Annotated in this window: 18 protein-coding genes; 9 read left to right on the top strand and 9 right to left on the bottom strand. The window is 38.6% G+C overall.

The features are described from left to right. Positions 1 to 150 precede the first annotated feature (150 nt). Positions 151 to 1,869 carry a serine/threonine-protein kinase gene (locus H6F45_RS09680; RefSeq protein WP_190347086.1) on the top strand — a complete coding sequence of 573 codons (1,719 nt, stop codon included), beginning with the start codon at positions 151 to 153 and terminating at the stop codon, positions 1,867 to 1,869. A 162-nt stretch (positions 1,870 to 2,031) separates the two neighbouring features. Here H6F45_RS09680 and H6F45_RS27000 read toward each other — a convergent pair whose 3' ends face one another. Beyond that, entirely contained in the window at positions 2,032 to 2,154 is a 123-nt protein-coding gene (locus H6F45_RS27000) for a hypothetical protein (protein ID WP_277876974.1), read from the bottom strand. Between H6F45_RS27000 and H6F45_RS09675 the strand changes: the two genes are divergently transcribed. Continuing rightward, positions 2,131 to 4,290, top strand: coding sequence for a serine/threonine-protein kinase (locus H6F45_RS09675; protein ID WP_137666353.1), 2,160 nt, complete (start codon positions 2,131 to 2,133; stop codon positions 4,288 to 4,290). The two genes, H6F45_RS27000 and H6F45_RS09675, sit on opposite strands and share 24 nt — an antisense overlap. Positions 4,291 to 4,343: 53 nt before the next feature. Next, positions 4,344 to 4,508, top strand: a complete 165-nt coding sequence (locus tag H6F45_RS09670; protein ID WP_190347062.1) for a hypothetical protein — start codon at positions 4,344 to 4,346, stop codon at positions 4,506 to 4,508. A 432-nt stretch (positions 4,509 to 4,940) separates the two neighbouring features. On the opposite strand, the gene H6F45_RS09665 is transcribed toward H6F45_RS09670, so the two are convergent. The 4 genes from H6F45_RS09665 to H6F45_RS09650 form a co-directional block, all read right to left on the bottom strand. Next, positions 4,941 to 5,201, bottom strand: a complete 261-nt coding sequence (locus tag H6F45_RS09665; RefSeq protein WP_096565554.1) for a hypothetical protein — start codon at positions 5,199 to 5,201, stop codon at positions 4,941 to 4,943. Between the two features lie 398 nt (positions 5,202 to 5,599). After that, positions 5,600 to 8,272 carry a DEAD/DEAH box helicase gene (locus H6F45_RS09660; protein ID WP_190347061.1) on the bottom strand — a complete coding sequence of 891 codons (2,673 nt, stop codon included), beginning with the start codon at positions 8,270 to 8,272 and terminating at the stop codon, positions 5,600 to 5,602. Positions 8,273 to 8,422: 150 nt separating this feature from the next. Next, on the bottom strand, positions 8,423 to 8,860 hold the full coding sequence (locus H6F45_RS09655) for a DUF29 domain-containing protein (RefSeq protein ID WP_190347060.1): 438 nt from the start codon (positions 8,858 to 8,860) through the stop codon (positions 8,423 to 8,425). Between the two features lie 38 nt (positions 8,861 to 8,898). Then, positions 8,899 to 9,519, bottom strand: coding sequence for a type I restriction endonuclease (locus H6F45_RS09650; RefSeq protein WP_190347059.1), 621 nt, complete (start codon positions 9,517 to 9,519; stop codon positions 8,899 to 8,901). Between the two features lie 74 nt (positions 9,520 to 9,593). On the opposite strand from H6F45_RS09650, the gene H6F45_RS09645 reads away from it, so the two are divergent. The 6 genes from H6F45_RS09645 (at position 9,594) to H6F45_RS09620 (ending at position 14,723) form a co-directional block, all read left to right on the top strand. Next, complete coding sequence (locus H6F45_RS09645; protein ID WP_190347058.1) at positions 9,594 to 9,842, top strand: DUF2281 domain-containing protein; 249 nt, start codon at positions 9,594 to 9,596, stop codon at positions 9,840 to 9,842. Then, positions 9,843 to 10,235, top strand: coding sequence for a type II toxin-antitoxin system VapC family toxin (locus H6F45_RS09640; protein ID WP_190347057.1), 393 nt, complete (start codon positions 9,843 to 9,845; stop codon positions 10,233 to 10,235). Between the two features lie 149 nt (positions 10,236 to 10,384). Beyond that, positions 10,385 to 13,627 carry an NACHT domain-containing protein gene (locus H6F45_RS09635; protein WP_190347056.1) on the top strand — a complete coding sequence of 1,081 codons (3,243 nt, stop codon included), beginning with the start codon at positions 10,385 to 10,387 and terminating at the stop codon, positions 13,625 to 13,627. Between the two features lie 256 nt (positions 13,628 to 13,883). Further along, entirely contained in the window at positions 13,884 to 14,090 is a 207-nt protein-coding gene (locus H6F45_RS09630) for a DUF2281 domain-containing protein (protein ID WP_190347055.1), read from the top strand. Between the two features lie 34 nt (positions 14,091 to 14,124). After that, on the top strand, positions 14,125 to 14,355 hold the full coding sequence (locus H6F45_RS09625; RefSeq protein WP_190347054.1) for a DUF433 domain-containing protein: 231 nt from the start codon (positions 14,125 to 14,127) through the stop codon (positions 14,353 to 14,355). A 14-nt stretch (positions 14,356 to 14,369) separates the two neighbouring features. After that, positions 14,370 to 14,723, top strand: coding sequence for a DUF5615 family PIN-like protein (locus H6F45_RS09620; protein WP_242052579.1), 354 nt, complete (start codon positions 14,370 to 14,372; stop codon positions 14,721 to 14,723). Positions 14,724 to 14,752: 29 nt separating this feature from the next. Here the strand turns inward: H6F45_RS09620 and proC are convergent, their stop codons facing one another. The 4 genes from proC to pipX form a co-directional block, all read right to left on the bottom strand. Next, positions 14,753 to 15,568 carry a pyrroline-5-carboxylate reductase gene (gene proC, locus H6F45_RS09615; protein WP_137666357.1) on the bottom strand — a complete coding sequence of 272 codons (816 nt, stop codon included), beginning with the start codon at positions 15,566 to 15,568 and terminating at the stop codon, positions 14,753 to 14,755. A 74-nt stretch (positions 15,569 to 15,642) separates the two neighbouring features. Continuing rightward, positions 15,643 to 16,236, bottom strand: a complete 594-nt coding sequence (locus tag H6F45_RS09610) for a cell division protein SepF (RefSeq protein ID WP_137666358.1) — start codon at positions 16,234 to 16,236, stop codon at positions 15,643 to 15,645. Between the two features lie 310 nt (positions 16,237 to 16,546). Next, positions 16,547 to 17,251, bottom strand: a complete 705-nt coding sequence (locus tag H6F45_RS09605; RefSeq protein WP_096565542.1) for a YggS family pyridoxal phosphate-dependent enzyme — start codon at positions 17,249 to 17,251, stop codon at positions 16,547 to 16,549. After that, positions 17,248 to 17,526 (bottom strand): transcriptional coactivator PipX, encoded by a 279-nt coding sequence (pipX, locus tag H6F45_RS09600; RefSeq protein WP_096565540.1) that lies wholly within the window; start codon positions 17,524 to 17,526, stop codon positions 17,248 to 17,250. The genes H6F45_RS09605 and pipX overlap by 4 nt, the downstream gene beginning before the upstream one ends. Between the last annotated feature and the right edge of the window lie 109 nt (positions 17,527 to 17,635).

The following is a 17,635-nucleotide window of genomic DNA, read 5'->3' as shown; positions in this document are numbered from 1 at the left end:
AGTTCAGGAGGTAGAAGAACTAGGGCAAGTTAATAACCCAGTCACCAGTCACCAGTCACCAGTCACCAGTCACCAGTCACCACAATAGTTCGTAAATTACCTTTTTGATATTGTAGAACTGTATCAGTATATTGATCTATGTTCCCTACCATGTCCGTCTATTGCAGCAAACAACACGCAAATAATAATGGTAACAGTTTTTGTACTCAGTGCGGAGAATCTTTACCGCTGACTGTAGGACAGGTAATCAATAATCGTTATGAAATTGGGCGTATACTGGGGCAAGGTGGCTTTGGGCGGAGTTATTTGGCGATTGATAGACAAAAAGCCCGTGAAAAGTGTGTTTTAAAAGAATTTGCGCCCCAAGTCACTAAAAAAGAAGATTTACAAAAAGCTCAAGAGTTATTTGAACGGGAAGCGAACGTACTTAAAAAAATCAAACATCCGCAAATTCCCAGATTTCATGAATCTATACAAGCTAAAATTGGTACTAAAGATTTTTTCTTTTTAGTGCAAGATTATGTGGAAGGCGCTAATTATTATCAGTTATTTGAACAACTGCAAACACAGGGAAAATCTTTGAGTGAGGAGGAAGTTATTAACCTTTTACACAAGATTCTCCCGATTTTGAGTTATATTCACTCTTTAGATATTGTCCACCGTGATATTTCGCCTGATAATTTGATTTTACGCCAAAAAGATGGTTTACCTGTGTTGATTGATTTTGGTGGTGTAAAACAATTACCAGCTTATCAGGGTTTTTGGCAGACTAAGTTGGTGGGAAATGGTACTTTATTAGGTAAAAAAGGTTATGCACCAGAAGAACAGTTACTTCAGGGAAAAGTATTTAAAAGCAGTGATTTATACTCATTGGCGGTAACGGCTTTGGTGTTAGTGACTGGTAAAGAACCGCATTTACTTTATGATAGTTATAACGGGACTTGGTATTGGGGAAAGGAAATTAAAGTAAGTCCAAAATTAACAGCAGTCTTAAAAAAGATGTTGGCATATAAACCAAGCGATCGCTATCAAACAGCAGATCAAGTTCTGAAAGATTTACCAGCACCAACATCTGTTTCTGGTTCTGTTTCTACAGTTATCCATAACATAAATACTAATCCAAATACTATGCAACCTTCTGTTAATAACAAAAACACTCACCTGAGCAGGTTACAAACAATGGTAGCTGCACCAGGGAAAAAAGTATATAGAACTACTCACCTGGCACTGCAAAATATACCGATGCCTATATGGTTGCGTCCTTTTGCTGTCACTTTTACTATGACTATGGGAGTCGGTTTAATTGGTGGTGGTATGTGGGCATTGGGACATTTTATGGTAAGAAGTGTTACATCAATTAGTTTACCTAAAGTGGAAGTTCCCGGTATACCATCTATCAATAATCCTATCAGTGTGGGAAATAAAAACCGCAGTGTTGAGGAGGTTTTTAACCGTGTGCAAGAGTTGGAAATTTCCCAAGCGGTGTTTACTAAGACAGTAGATGAAAGATTTTATGCTATCAGGCCAGGGTTGCGGGGAAGGGTATTAACAGATAAACCGGAAGATCGGGTTTTACGGGAACAGTGGAATAGTACAGCAGATGAGTTGTTAAAGAAAATAGAACAAGCTAATTTGAGTCAGATAGCACGGAGGAAAATAGGTAGTTATAGTATAGAAGATTCCCAAAAATGGGATAGACTAGCTAAAGCTGGTAGATTAGGTAAATATCGTTCATTTCAGGAGTTAAGAGAGGAAACATATCAAAAATTTGATCCATTGTTTCCTGGTCAAGTGCGTGGGAAACTAAATCAGCAGACTTTTATGCAGTTTTGGTATGCGATCGCCTCTGATCAAGTAGGGAATAAGTGACTGGTGACTGGTGACTGGGGTATTAATTTTCTCCTGACTCCTGACTCCTGACTCCTGACTCCTGTACGGGCGAAGTAGGGGCGAAGCATTCGGAAAATAACCTGTGATAAAAATTGATAATTAGTTGCCCGAATGCTTCGCCCTTACAGGAAAATAGCCTTTTCATAAAATTGATAATTTGTTGTCCGAATGCTTCGCTCCTACGACTCCTGACTCCTGACTCCTGACTCCTGACTCCTGACTCCTGACTCCTATTCCTTTATGACTAATCTTTATTGTTCTCAAGGACATCAAAATCCATCCGGTAGTAAGTTTTGTCTTCAGTGTGGTGAGAAGATAATAGAAACTCCTGTCAATAGTGGTATTCAAGCAGGACAAACTTTAGGCGATCGCTATGTTATTGTCCGTCAACTCGGACAAGGTGGGTTTGGGAAAACTTACTTAGCTGAAGATATTAACCGTTTTCGAGAAGCTTGTGTTTTAAAAGAATTTTCTCCCCAGGTGCAAACTCCTTATATTGTGCAAAAAGCAGAGGAGTTATTTCAACGAGAAGCTAGTGTTCTTTATCAATTACAACATCCTCAAATTCCCCGCTTTCGGGAACTATTACGTATTAATTTACAAGGTAAAGAATCTCTATTTTTAGTGCAAGATCATGTAGCAGGTGAAACTTATAATTCTTTATTAAATTCCCGCAAACAAAAAGGTTTAAAATTTACAGAAATTGAAGTTCGTCAGTTATTAGAACAACTTTTACCAGTTTTAGAATATATCCATCATGTAGGTGTGATTCATCGTGATATTTCTCCTGATAATTTAATATTGAGAATTGTGGATCAATTACCAGTTTTAATTGATTTTGGGGGAGTGAAACAAGTCGCGCAAACTGTCGCTTCTCAATATTATCAATCTGGGGTAATTACTTCTGGAAGTAGTGGAACTTTGTTAGGAAAAATTGGTTTTGCACCTCCTGAACAAATGCAAACCGGTTTAGTATATCCTCACAGTGATTTATATGCTTTAGCTGTGACAGTGTTGGTTTTACTGACAGGGAAACTACCACAAGATTTAATAGATACACAAAATTTACAATGGCTATGGCGGCGAGAAATTAGCCTTAGTCCTTTATTGGGGGACATTTTAGATAAAATGCTATCTCCCAGACCAAGCGATCGCTATCAGTCAGCACGTCAAGTTTTAGACGCACTGAATGGAAAAGCAGTTAATAACTCTCCTCCTGTCGCACCTACAGTATATCCAGCTACTCAACCCCCAAAACCCACAACTTCCCCAACCACCGCAGGAACTATTGCAGTTTCTCCTCCCAAAACTCCCGCACCTCCAGCAGTTGCTACTCCCACACCCCAAAATACAAGTATTTGGACTACAACAAATGTATTTATTGTGACTGTGGCGTTATTTAGTAGTATAGGTTTGTTGTGGTGGGGTATTAGTAACCGTGGGAACAACCAAGATGGAAGTAACCCGGATATTACATTAAGTCCTACACCTACAGAAACCCCCACCACCCCGGAAAATAATTTTTCACCTGAAGAAAGAGAACGTAAACAAAGATTGAGCGATCGCCGTCAACAGTTGGGTATAGATAATAACTTTTATATCAGTTTAATCAACCAACTTTTTTGGGAGAAAAACCCCAATATCCAAGGACGTGATTTAAATGATACACCAGAAGACGAAGATTTACGGGAAGAATGGGATCAAATAGCCGCCCAAACCCTAGATAAACTGTCTCTTTTGAGTAGTAGAGCGCGTAGACAAATGGGAACTTATACCCCAGCAGAACGCGATCGCTGGAAAGTAGAAGTTAACCGCAGAAATGTTAGCAGTCGTGCTTTGTATGACTTAGGTGATGCAACCTTTTTCCGTGTATTCCCTGAATATCAAGGTAAAAATTTTATAGAGCAACCCGTTGGGCAAGTTTGGCACGCATTTGTTAATGATAAACTCAATGCTATCCTTTCTAATAGTGCCTTTGCAAGAATAGTATTTGATCCTGGGACTACAGGTAAAACAGTTAGTGGTAATCTACAACCAGGAGGAGGTAAAGTTTTCATCGCTGGACTAGCAAAAGATCAAACAATGGAAGTTAAACTAGATGCTAGTTCTCAGGTGTTATTATCTATTTATTCTCCCTCTGGTAAAGTCACATTTTTAGAAGATTCTACGGTGCGGACTGTATCCAAAACATTACCAGAAACGGGATTTTATGAATTTGTCGTAGTTTCCACAGCTTCTAAATCTACAGATTATCAGTTAACGGTGACAGCAGAAAATCCCCCAGAACCTGAACCTACACCTACAGAAACACCTACAGAAACACCTACAGAAACACCTACAGAAACACCTACAGAAGAACCCACAGAAACACCAGAACCCACACCCACGGAAACACCGTAACCAGTAAATGGGTAGATACAAGTTTGTAAACCGTAAAAAATTCCTTGATGCTTATGAGTGAAAAAATTCAGACCGAAAAAGACAAGTTACACGCAAGTAACAATATAGAAATAAATCAAGATATCGAAACTGAAAAAGTCCTATGTCCCCATTGTAAACGCACTGCTACTAATGGGATTAAATGTAAAGGAATTTGTGTGGCTGATAGTGATTATTAAGAATTGATAATTGATAATTGATAATTGATAATTGATAATTGATAATTGATAATTGATAATTGTGGAAATTAGTCTAAGTATTCAGCTATCAGTAATCAGTTATTCTCTGAAGAAAAACTGAGTTACAGCTATTTTCAGGTAAATAAACCACATTTTGATTTAGGTTTCGCGTCAACAATGTAGAGGCGTTCGCGAAGCGTGCTGGAAGCATCAGCATTCGGACAATTAATTATCGGTTTTTACCTAAGACTATCATCCGAATGCTTCGCCCTGACTGTGGTCTAAAGACATGAAAACTGCTGTAATAACAAGGATGCTCCTGTTCTGTCAAATGACATAAGTATTAATGAGAGAAATTTATAACCTATTATTGATGATTTTCTTCTTTTTTGCTGACTGCTAAATGCTGATAGCTGAATGCTTACAAATTAGTTAAGCGTGTAAATTTACTTGTTCTTGTAACCAAGAGTCCACAGGTTGTCCATCTTTACGTTTCAGTTCTATTTCTATTACCATCACTTCTTGAGAACCAGGAGGTGCAGGTTTTTTATGAAAAAAAATCTCATATTCTAACGGGTTTTGATTATGTTCTTTTAACCAATCTTGCACTTTTGTTAAAGCAAAGAATGATTGTCCTTCCGCAAACATTCTGGTAATTTGCATTTGTAGGGTGTAAGGATTAATGCGCCCCATTGTTTACTCCCATTTTTTTACTTTTTTGGTATCTTCAACTATTATAATAGTTTTGTTGATAAAATCAGGTATATTATGAACAACGATTTACTTGCTTTTTTTGCAGGTTTCGCTTTACTCATTACCTATCTCATCTTTTCTGCGCTAACGGAAATGGGTACTCAATTTCCTGGTAAAAGAGATAATAGGTGACAGGTTACAGGTTACAGGTTACAGTTATTAATGATTTAAAATTAGCTAAACTACCAATTTTAGAGAATGTCAAAAATACCAGATCCACAAAAAAATCACATCAAAATTGATCCAGCAACTTTGGTTTTAATAGGATCAGCTTTGATACTTTTACCTTTGTTGTTTGCTGGTTTTATGGGATGATCAATGAACTCGGTTTGCTTAGTTTATTCCATTGCTTCATTCACCGGGAAACGATCAATTAATTGCATTGCTCTTTGGGCATTTTGTCGTAAACTATCAGTAACAAAGGGAACATGAGGAATTTGTGATAATAAGTCTAGAGTACGACGCAACAACCTAACTACATCACCTTCATCTAAAGTTGTATTAGCACAAAGTTGTAACCAGTCCATTCCTAACGCCCATTGTTCTACAACTGCAATGAGTTCAAATTCTAACCAAATAGGTAAAGCTACGTTATGACGGTGTTGAATTTGAAACAGTTTGCGACGAATACCCCTAAGTTTGGCTAAAGCGTCTGCTGTTTCGTTACTGAGGTTAAAACGTACCCGACTATCGGGGCGTGGTGTTTCTGTGACTAAAGATGCTGCTGCTGCTGCTAAGTGATGAGGATCTAAATTATCTAGTTCTCCACTGGCGATCGCCAATCCTAACCATAACTCATTTTCACCGCGAATTGCTGCGGCCATTTGTCCTAGTTCTGTGGGTGCTAAATTATCCAACCCGCTAAAGTGCTGTAATATCTGAATTAAATTCAGAAATTCTTCCCAGTGTTGCTGTGAGTGTTGTTTTACTTGTTCTTCTAACTCTTCTAGTTCCGCTTCTAATTCTACACACCGCGCTCGTTGTTTAAATATGTTGGCAATATTTCCTGATTTATGCAAGGGATGATTTTCTATTTGTGATTGTACTGCATTCACCCGACTCAGTTGAGCAGCTACTTCCGGTGTCATGTACATATATTCGCTCGGATCGGGTATACTCTGAGCGATCGCCTCTGTTGCTGCATTCCCCCGCACTGACTGACCCCGTTTTAAACCTAGTTCATCAGGTGGTAAAATATCCTCTGGTACTTCTACTCTGGGCATCTCTGCATATAAATCAATTACATCTGCTGTTGTCGCTACATACCAGCGGTTATCCTGTCCTAAACAAACTAAGTAAGAAGTAGGTCCAATTTCAGGAGCTTTACCATATAATATAGCCGTTAACGGTAAAGTCGCTGTCATGTTTTTATCTTTTAAACTCAACAGCGTTCCTGTCACGGCAAAATCTAACATCATGGAAAGTTGCTCTTGTCTGTCTTCCCGTGCTTGTTCCTGTAGAGTTTTGAATATATGCCGTTCTACTTTTAAACGCTGCCGCAATTTTTCATAAAGTGCAATTTCATTTTCATCTACTGCGGCTAATTCTGCTTCAATTTTTGCTAACTCTGCTTTGATAGCTGCAATTTCATCATATTCTGGTTTTAAATACAAAGTTGCCATATACTGGCCAAAACTGCGTTCTATCAGTTCCTTTGCTTGTTCTAAAGTATGGGTTTGCAAGAGGTTTAACACCATCCCATAACTGGGAGTAAACTGACTCACCAAAGGATCTGGGGGAGATGTAGCTAAATAAGCAGCTTCTTTTGCACCTTCAAAGGGAGTTTGTAATGTCACAACGTGACCTTGTAAATCCATGCCCCGACGACCAGCACGCCCGGACATTTGCAAAAATTCCGAAGCTTTTAATAAACGATGTCCATTATCAGTGCGTTTAGAAAGGGTAGAAATAACTGTTGTCCGTGCTGGCATATTAATACCTGCTGCCAGAGTTTCCGTAGCAAAGACAACTTTAATTAAACCTTGTTGAAAAAGTTCTTCAACCAAAACTTTCCAAGCTGGTAAAATTCCCGCATGATGCGCCGCAATACCTCTGTACAGGGGTGCAATTTGTCCAGTACGTCCTGCTTCTGGATTACGGGCTAAAAAATCATCAATCTGCCTACGTAATATTTGGGATTCTTCATTATTGACTAACCATAAATCACCCACCTCAGCCACCGCTTTATCACAACCTCTGCGGCTGAAAATAAAGAAAATGGCAGGTAGCATATCCCGTTGTGCCAATTGACTGAGGGTATAAACTATACTTGGTGGTTCTGGACGATTACCTTTACCTCTTTCTCCTATACCCTTTTTACCGCGTTTAATTAAACGTTGATTAATTTTAGTTTTGCTGTCATTGAGTAGGGGAAATAAACCTTTGGGGTTGCAAAAGTGAAATTCTAAAGGAACAGGGCGAAAATCAGAATAAATCAGGTCTGTGGGTCCATGAACACGATTTAACCAGTCTGTAAGTTGTTCACTATTCGCAACTGTAGCCGAAAGGGCGACCAGTTGGACTTCACGGGGACAGTAAATAATAGATTCTTCCCAGACTGTACCCCGTTGGCGATCGTTCATGTAGTGGCACTCATCGAGGACTACAGCCTCAACGTCTGTTAAAGAGATCCCGATTTGACCTATGGGTGTGCCATAAAGCATATTACGGAAAATCTCGGTAGTCATGACTATAATCGGTGCATCCCTGTTAATAGAAGCATCCCCGGTTAATAGACCGACCATATCAAATCCGAATTTTTCCCGAAAGTCGCGTAATTTTTGATTAGATAAGGCTTTCAGTGGTGTGGTGTAAAATACACGCTTACCACGGGATAAAGCGCGATAAATAGCGTATTCCCCAACCAAAGTTTTACCCGATCCTGTGGGCGCACAGACAACCACTGAGCGGCCAGCATTGAGAGAGGCGATCGCATCTAGTTGGAATTGATCCAACTCAAAGGGAAAAATCGACCCTAAATTAATTTCTGAAGAGGGTGCGGTGTAGTTCACTCAATCATCTTTTGCATCCAGACTATCTACTATCATAACCTGATTGGGGAAGAGGTGATGAGTAATTGGTAATTGGTAATTAGTAATTGGTAATTGGTAATTGGTGGGTTGCGTAGTAGATTATTTATGCGTAAAATTACGCGATTTAAGTCATTGTAATGGCTCTAACCAAAAAGTATCATGTAAAATTCCCTTTATATCTTCAGCAAAAGGGTACTGATCAGGAAAATCGAAACCTTTATATTCTTGACGAACTCCTTCTAAAGCAACTTGCCAGCAATTTGGTAAAACTTCGTTAGCATAGCGTTTAAGACTGGGTGAATCATCAAAAATATCCTGAAGTTCTACGCGAAAATTACGAATTTCTACTTCCCAGTGATGAAATTCTTGAGGAAGTGGTAAATAACAGCGTTTAAGTAGATGTGCCAATAATTGTCTTAAAAAACTTCTCACTTTTTGGCGATCGCTTCTGCCTAAACTTTCAATCTCCTCAATTAAGTTTTCCCAGTCTACATTTTGATAGTTTTTTTCTTTCAATAGATTAACTGTTTCTTCAATCCAGAGAGCATAATCTGTTTTCGTTAGCATAGCATTTTCCCTTTTATTTAATTTTACACTTTTATCAATCATTTTACTGTTTCTGCAATTTTGCGTAAGACTCGACACACAGACTCTAATTCACTTTGGGTAGTTAGAGGTGCAAACACCCGTGAAATAGCATACTGCTGATTTTGGACTTTGACAAAGACAATATCATCACCATTAGTTAACATTCCAAAAGTAGGCAAATCAGTATTCGGACTGGCTATTAAATAAGCAAGAGTTTGGGGTAATGCCGACCAAACTGATAACATGGTTTTTTTGGACTCTAAAACAATTATCCAAAGGCGATCTTTCAATACTAAAACATCTATTCGACCCTGTAGAGTTTCTTCGCTATCGGTTATTGTGATTTGTACAGATTCTTCAGCTTTGATGCGAAAAGGTGGGTCATACAAACCTGCAACTGTCAGCAATGGAGAGACAAGTAATAGCATTACTGTACTTTCTAATAAATGTCCACCGGAACGATGATAAATATAACGCTGCCATAAAATTTCTAGGTTAGTGCGGTCATTAGGGTTAATCTCAGGTAATTGATCATGCCATTCTGTAAAAAAATCCTGAGATTCACTGCGAGTTAAACCAAATCTTTTTTCTGCTTCAGCTATGGTGGTGATGGTTTCAGTAACGGCTAGTGTTTGCATAGTGGATTTTTGTCTCAGTAGTTGCAGCTACGATAAAATAATTTCACCGACCTAATTTTATCTAAAACTCTATTATGACTATTGCTGAACAGATTTATGCGATCGCTAAAACTCTTCCTCAAGATCAAGCTGATGCGATTTTGACTTTTGCTGAATTTATCCGTGCTAAACATCTAAATAACAGCCAAACTGTTAAAAATCTTGACGAGTTACCTTGGTCAGAATTTGTTTATTCACTTGCTGGAACTTGGAAAGATGACTTTCCCACTTTAGAAGAAATTCGCGCTGAATCAGGACAAGACATTCTGCGGGAGAGCCTTTAGATGTACGTTTTGGATACTAACACCCTAATTTATTATTTCAAAGGTCAAGGACAAGTTGCTGAAAATCTTGCTAATGTCTCTGCTCAAGAAATTAGTATTCCTACGATTGTTCTTTTTGAATTACAAGTTGGCATTGCTAAGTCTAATTCACCCGCAAAACGCATTCAACAACTTCAAGAACTTCTAAGCCGAGTTAACCTGGTTCTGTTTGATCGAGAAGCTGCTCTTGCTGCTGCTAAAATTCATGCTGAGTTGGAGCAGCAAGGAACTCCAATCGGTCAAATGGATGTTTTGATTGCCGGTACAGCCATAGCACTTCAATCAACTTTGGTTACTCACAATGTCAAGGAGTTTTCTAGGGTTTCAGGACTCACAATTGTTGACTGGTATTGACTCATAATCAATAATAAGTATACATGATATGACTGGTTTGCATAATGGCGATATAAATTATGTTTCGCGCCAAGACGCTAACGAGCAAAGTTTAAGAATCTTTACTTGATATTTTTGATACACACACTATTTAATGGGATATAGAGTTTGTGACTTCGACAAAAATTACCTCCGCTGATACACGGAAAAATGGCTTACAGAAAGAAATTCCGTCCTGGCTTGAAACACCACCAGATACCAACAAAATCGATCATCCCGTAGAAACTCAACAACAAGAGCTTCCATTTGAAAAGTTAACTTGGGAAAACTTTGAACGCTTGTGTCTACGATTAGCTCGACTAGAAGGAAATGTTGAACACTGTCAATTGTATGGTGAACGGGGTGATAACCAAGAAGGAATTGATATTTATGCTACACAAAAGTCTTCTGAAAAATACAGAGTATATCAATGTAAACGAGAGAAAAACTTTGGACCCGAAAAAATTGAAAGTGCTATTTTAAAGTTTATTGAAGGAATTTGGGTTGATGAAACAGATACATTTGTGTTATGCACACAGGAAAGTCTTGTTGCAAAACTACGAGCTGATAAAGTAGAGACTCAACGCGAAATACTTAAACAAAAAGGTATAACTTTAATAGTTTGGGATAAAGGACAACTGGAGGAAAAACTGAAAAATAAATACCATCTAGTACAAGACTTTTTTGGTAAACCTTGGGCGGATGCTTTTTGTGAAAAAGAACTAGCAAATAGCTCAGTTACAAGCCAAGATCAAGAAATTGTTGTTCAAAATTACACAAAATGGCTTAGAGAAACTAGCTCTGACTTTATTGTTTTAGGAATTGATAAAAAGCTGTCTATAGAAACTGATTGGATTTCACTCAAAGTAAAACAAAACAACGGTGATGGTGATCAGGTAATTTTTAAAGCGGAATTTATTCCTGAACTTTACGATCTATACGATCTAACTGTTGTGGTAGGTGATCCAGGAAGCGGAAAAAGTACCTTATTAAAGTATTTAGCTCATCAGCTATGTGTTTTAGAGAAAAAAGTTTTGCGTGTCAGGCTAAAGCACATTAGTAACCTATGCCGACAGCAAGGTAAAACATTTGAAGATGCAATTTTTAAAGCTGCTGCTGACAGTTCTGGTGTTAATGAAGATCAATTAAAGTTTGCATTGAGTTGTCCTGATTATCTTTTGGTAGATGGGTTTGATGAGTGTGATGACTTGGCTAATATGGCCAGCCAACTAACAGCTTGGGCAAAAGGACACGCCATGACTAGAATTATCATGACTACGCGCCCTGGTTACGGGCTAGAATATTTTTGTGATTGGAAACAGGTAGAAATCCTGCCTCTAGAAGTATCAGACATCTTAACTTTTGCCAAGAGAATTTTTGAAATACATTCAAGTGATAAGGAAAATATCAAAGAGCAAGAAATTTTATTTGAGAATTGGCTAAAAAATACTCAAACAGCTTCATTAGCAGCTAGAAATCCGCTATTATTGGGATTTATTGTTCAACTATTTCAATCTGGCACGAATACTATTTTAAATCGGGCAAATATCTATAAAAAAATTATTGCCTATTGTATTGATAAATTTCCACAAGATAGAGAACCTATCAAGTTTGGCAAACTAGAGGCACAACGCATTCTAACAATATCAGGATGGAAACTACTAAATGAGCCAGATATTTCAGAAGAAGAACTTCTAGAAAAAATAATTGAGGAGCTTGAGTTTAAAGGTTACACACAGCTAGAAGCAGAAAAACAAGCTGAACCAGGCATAAATTTTTGGGAGAATCGTCGTATATTTGAACGCTCTAGAGAAAGGCACCAGGATACAATTAACTTTATTCATCTTACTCTGTGTGAATATGCAGCCGCAAAGTATGTTTCTGATTTAGATGATCAGGAAATATGCAAATGGTTAGAGGAAGTTAGACAAAATATTAAGTGGAAAGAAGTTATCCTATTTGCTGCTGGATTAGGTAAGGTAGAAATAATTGTTAACCATTTACTGGAACTTGATAATCCAGAAAATACAACTTTAACAGATATTTTGCTGGCTGCTAACGCCTTAACAGAAGTAAACAACGCATCATTTGAACTTATAAAATCAGTAGTTAATCGCTTACAGATACGACTAGAATCGCCAAATCCTTCTGTAGTTATTGACGCTGCTAAAGCACTGCTTAGTCTAATACCTCAAGCTCCAGACCTAATTGGAAATATTGTACAATCTTTATCTAATCATACTCAATCATGGACAAGGTTAGCAGCGATTCGACTGGTTTTAGAATGTGGCGATAATTATGTAGATTTAAGTATCTTAAAAGAAGTTATTGATGAATGTATTGCTGAACCAGCAAGAATATATAGTCCATTCACACCGCAAAAATTGAAAGATTATGGAAAATATGGAAGAGAGTTTCAGAACCAAGTTTTGCTTCAAGGGTTTCAATTACTCCTCAAGAAACAGCCAAATTTAGAAACAGCTAAACATATTAAAGAAGAAATTAGTAGTAAAAAATTGAGTTCTGGAATAATAATAGATTTATCCAAAATTCTCCACAATCATATTTCTGAACAGCTTAAAAATAATGATCAGAAAGAGGATAGAAAAGACTGGAGTATCTTTTTGAGAGAACTAATACAAGATAACGCATTCATGAATCCACAAAATTTATTAACCAGTGTGAAGCACAGAGAACAAATAAAGTATGCAGATAAATCATTTCTAGAAGCTGTACTTCGTGTAACTGATAACCCATCAAATTTATCTCTATCACTTCAGCCACAACAGGAACTAATTGCATTAGGTGTCCTTGTTCAAGGTATGGGTTGGTGGAATTTTCCGATTCCCGATTGGAAGGTTCTGAGTAAAAATAACGATTTAGAGGCAGTTGACTCTGTAATCAAGGGTGTAATTGCCGCGCTAAATATTGAACATCAAAAAATAGCTATGGAGGCGAAAATAGTTCTAGAACAGATGGATTTTGATTACGACTTAGATATTATTAAATCTGTATTAAATGAAGAAAAAATGAACTTGAAAAATAGTTCACAAACATTTGCTTCGGCTTGGGATAAAATGGAGGAAATTAGTGATCAAAATTATATTTTACTGTTCTCTAAAATACCCGAAGTACCTGCTGATCCAAAATGGGAACGTGCGAGAGAGATTTATATTTCTCCAGAAAATTTGGTGCGAGCTTTAAAACATCCCTCTCAGGGAATTTATCAAAACGCTACACTCTTGCTGATGAATGGAGTAGGAGGATCTGAAGCTATCAACCTTGTTGAAAAACTTTTCAAAGAAAATAAGGATAATGAGCAAGTGGTTTGGGCTGTTTCAAACATAGCACCTCATCTATTGGAAGATGAATGATTGATATTCACCAACAAATTCACCAAATACATTTAACTTATGGCTCGTCGTTCACGCCATACGGAATAAAACAAAGATTTAAACACTATTATCATATCCCAAGTTACGCTAAATTAGCGGTTGAAGGCAATTATATCAAGCTAAAACTATGATATAAGGACAAACCTTTTTCACAAACAGGAGAAACGTTAGACAGCAATTCCAGTCAAAATAGAATAGTGTATTTGAAGTAAGCAGCATTCCTTTAAATAAAGACATGGATACTTTAACCAAAAACAGAGAGCAAATTATTGAGTTAATTAAGACATTGCCAGAAGATTCACTCGCTGAACTCATCAATTTTGTTGATTACCTGCGCTATAAAGCAACTGAAAAACAATCCCAAAAAACCAGTAGAAATTTTTTGCTTTCAGTTGCAGCTTTGGGAAGTTCAGCGGAAAAGAGCGATAATAAAAAAGATTAACGCAGCCATTTCTAATTTCCCAATCTAATCACCCATGCAAAACCTCACCAGAATTACCCGCAACCCAGAAGTAATGGGAGGCAAACCCTGTATCCGAGGAATGCGTGTTACCGTTGGTACTATCGTAGGCTTAATGGCATCTGGATACAGTTCCAATGACATTCTCAAGGCTTACCCCTACCTGGAAGAAGCCGATATCTATGAAGCACTGGCCTATGCTGCTTGGCGGGCTGAAGAAATTGAAGTTCCGCTGATAAGTGCATGAAAATATTGATTGATATGAATCTTTCCCCCGATTGGGTAGCAGTTTTTGAGAAAAATAATATTACTGCTGTCCACTGGTCTACAGTTGGCGATATCCATGAGAAAGATTCGGTAATTATGGAGTGGGCAAGAACTAACGGTTACATTGTCTTTACCCACGATTTAGACTTTGGTTCTCTTTTGGCGGCAACAGGGGCAGATACTCCCAGTGTCATTCAGGTTCGGACTCAGGATATTTTGCCTAGCAGTATTGAAAATATAGTTATTTCAGCCCTGAAGCAGTTTGAATCTTTACTCTTATCAGGTGCTTTGGTAACAGTTGATAAAGCCCAATCTAGGGTGCGTATTTTACCGATTAAACGCGATTAGCAAATACCAACAATTGTACTGTACACCAATCACCCTTTCCCCAACTCCTGAGAACGATGAGCAGCAGCTTTCACCGCTTCAATTAAAGCAGAACGGAAACCAGCCCTTTCCAACTCGCTCACCCCCGCAATAGTCGTTCCTCCAGGACTGGTAACTCTATCTTTCAACTCTGCGGGATGAATTTTACTTTCTTCTATCAGTCTTGCCGTTCCCAAAACCGTGTGTAAAGCCAACTGTTTAGCCACTGCCCTGGGTAAACCCGCAGCCACGCCCCCATCAGATAAAGCTTCAATCATCAACGCTACATAAGCCGGACCACTACCAGATAAACCTGTCACTGCATCCATCAGCGTTTCTGGAACTTCCACCACTTCCCCCACCGCCGTAAAAATTTCCTTAGCTGTTGCTTGATGACTGGCATGAACGTAAGCACCCGTACAAATAGCCGTCATTCCTGCACCCACTGTAGCCGGGGTATTAGGCATAGCGCGAATAACTGGCAGTTGGGGAAAAGCAGCTTCTAGCTGTTTTAAAGGCACACCCGCCAAAATAGAAATAATTAAAGGTGTATTTTGTATAGGTAAGATATCTGCTAATTCTTGAGCGATCGCACTAAATACCTGGGGCTTAACCGCCAACATCACCGCCTCTTGAGCTTGAGATAACACCAAACAATTATCCGTCGTTACAGCTACCCCATATTGCTGCTGTAAAAAACTCCGGCGAGACTCTTGGGGTTCACTCACTATAACTTCTGAACCTTGATAAATGCCCCGTGCAATAAGGCGGGATAATAGAGCTTCTCCCATTACCCCGCCACCAACTAAACCAAATTTAATAGTCATTTAGTTATTTAGTCATTAATCATCAGTGATTAGTCATTTGCCTTGAACCTGACAAACGACTAACTTTAACTTCATTATTGTGCCATGCGGTTAGGTTCGCTACCCCAAGTGGGAGTAGTACCTGTAGGACGAACGGGACGTACTGGTGGTTGGGGTACTTCATGTAAAAATCCGCCTTGAGTGCTGACTTGCACACAACTGGGTGTAAACAAAAAGATACTTTCGCCAATCCGTTCTTGATGTCCATCTAGAGCATAAGTACCACCGGCAACAAAATCAACTGCCCGTTGAGCTTGATCCGGATCCATAATCGTCAAGTTTAATACTACAGACTTACGTTCACGTAATGCTTGAATTGCCTGAGGCATTTCTTCAAAAGTGCGAGGTTCAAGGACTAAAACTTCAGAAATTCCATTAATTGCGCCTGGCATACCAATCACATTACTCATAGGCTTTGATCCTGCTGCTGCTTCTTCTTCTCCCATTGTAGAGGAGTTTTCACGCCAACGTCGATTAGCAGCTGGGGTTTCTTGTGGAGCAGGTTGAGGATTTTCTTGCTGATACAGATTTTGGTAGCTGTCGGTATCTGGTTCTTCCTCGTAATATTCGTATTCTACCTGCTCGTTCAAGCCCACAAAATCCCTTAGTTTGGAAAATATGTTGTTCATTATCTACGCTCTCAGTGGAAATTACCTTAATTGATCCAGATTTAAATTGTGGTAGCCCTAGTAAGTGCTGCTGCTTTGAGCAATTTTATTGCTATTTGTATTTTCTAGTACAGGTTTTCATGAAGAAAAGACTGTTCTAGAAAGAACTTTATATTGACATAACAATGAGTTAAAATTATATCCTAAAGATGGAGTTATGCAAAGTTCTTTACCTATAGTTTTGTCTTAGTATTTACATTTGTCAAGTATATAAATCTAGCTACTTGGTTTTCCCCAATAGGCACTGACGCAATTGTCAGTGCTGAGTTGTTTAAGATACAGTCTTATCTGGTGAGATGTGGGAAATTTGGGAGCGATGCCCAAACAAAATAGTCCCTAATCTGACCATTGTTGCACCTCCTTGGATTGCCAATTGATAATCCCCAGACATACCCATAGATAGATGCTGCATTGTGATATTACTCCATGGTTGTGAGGCAATTTCTTGGGCAAGTTTATAGGTATGTTTAAACACATTCAAAATTTCCCCCTCATCCAAACCCAGAGGCGGAATTGTCATCAAACCTTGAATTTGCAAATTTTGACATTGATCAAGTGCTGGCAAGTCTGCTAATAGTTCTGGGATGATCCAACCAGACTTGTGAGGATCAGGGAGAATTTTGACTTGTAGGCAAACCAGGGGACTCACTCCTAGCTGTTGCGCCAGGGTATCTAGACGCTGGGCTAGATGTAGATTATCTACAGAGTGAATCCAATTAAATAATTCCAGAGCTTTTTTAGCTTTGTTACTTTGTAAATGTCCAATGAAGTGCCAAGTAATATCTGGCAGATCCTGTAACTCCTGTTGTTTACTGGCAGCTTCTTGGATGCGACTTTCACCAAAATCACGAATGCCCGCGCTGTATGCTTCCCGCATCAGTTCGGTTGGTACTTGCTTACTAACAGCAATTAACCGCACTGAAGGCGGAAGTTCAGCACGAATGGTAGCAATACGTTCACTAATTGAACTTGTCATTGGAATGTGCGTTGGAAAACACTCTGAAGCTGATCGTACTCCTGTGGCTTGCCACTGCGACGCAAAGTACGCAAACGATTTTCCAGCATCATTCTGGCTTCAGTCCGGCCAATAGACTGAAATTTAATACCTTTAACGTCATTTGTTACCAAAAAAAATAAGCGTTGGGCATATAGTGTAGTAAACAGATCCTGGTTATCATCAACCATACAGATCCTATATAGTAAACCCCACGTTGGATGATTGATGTAAGTTTCTGAGTAGTCTGGATTCATTTAATAGTCAAGGTTGGGAGTATATATTCTTTTTTCGCAGTCTCACACAGTCATTCCGACGATAATAAGCAGTCTTCGTCCAGAATTTTTTTTGGCTGACAATGCGAAA

The organism is Sphaerospermopsis sp. FACHB-1194, assembly GCF_014696235.1.
Classification (GTDB): domain Bacteria; phylum Cyanobacteriota; class Cyanobacteriia; order Cyanobacteriales; family Nostocaceae; genus Sphaerospermopsis; species Sphaerospermopsis kisseleviana.
Note: the sequence above shows the minus strand (reverse complement) of the source record. Positions and strands in the feature narration are given on the sequence as shown.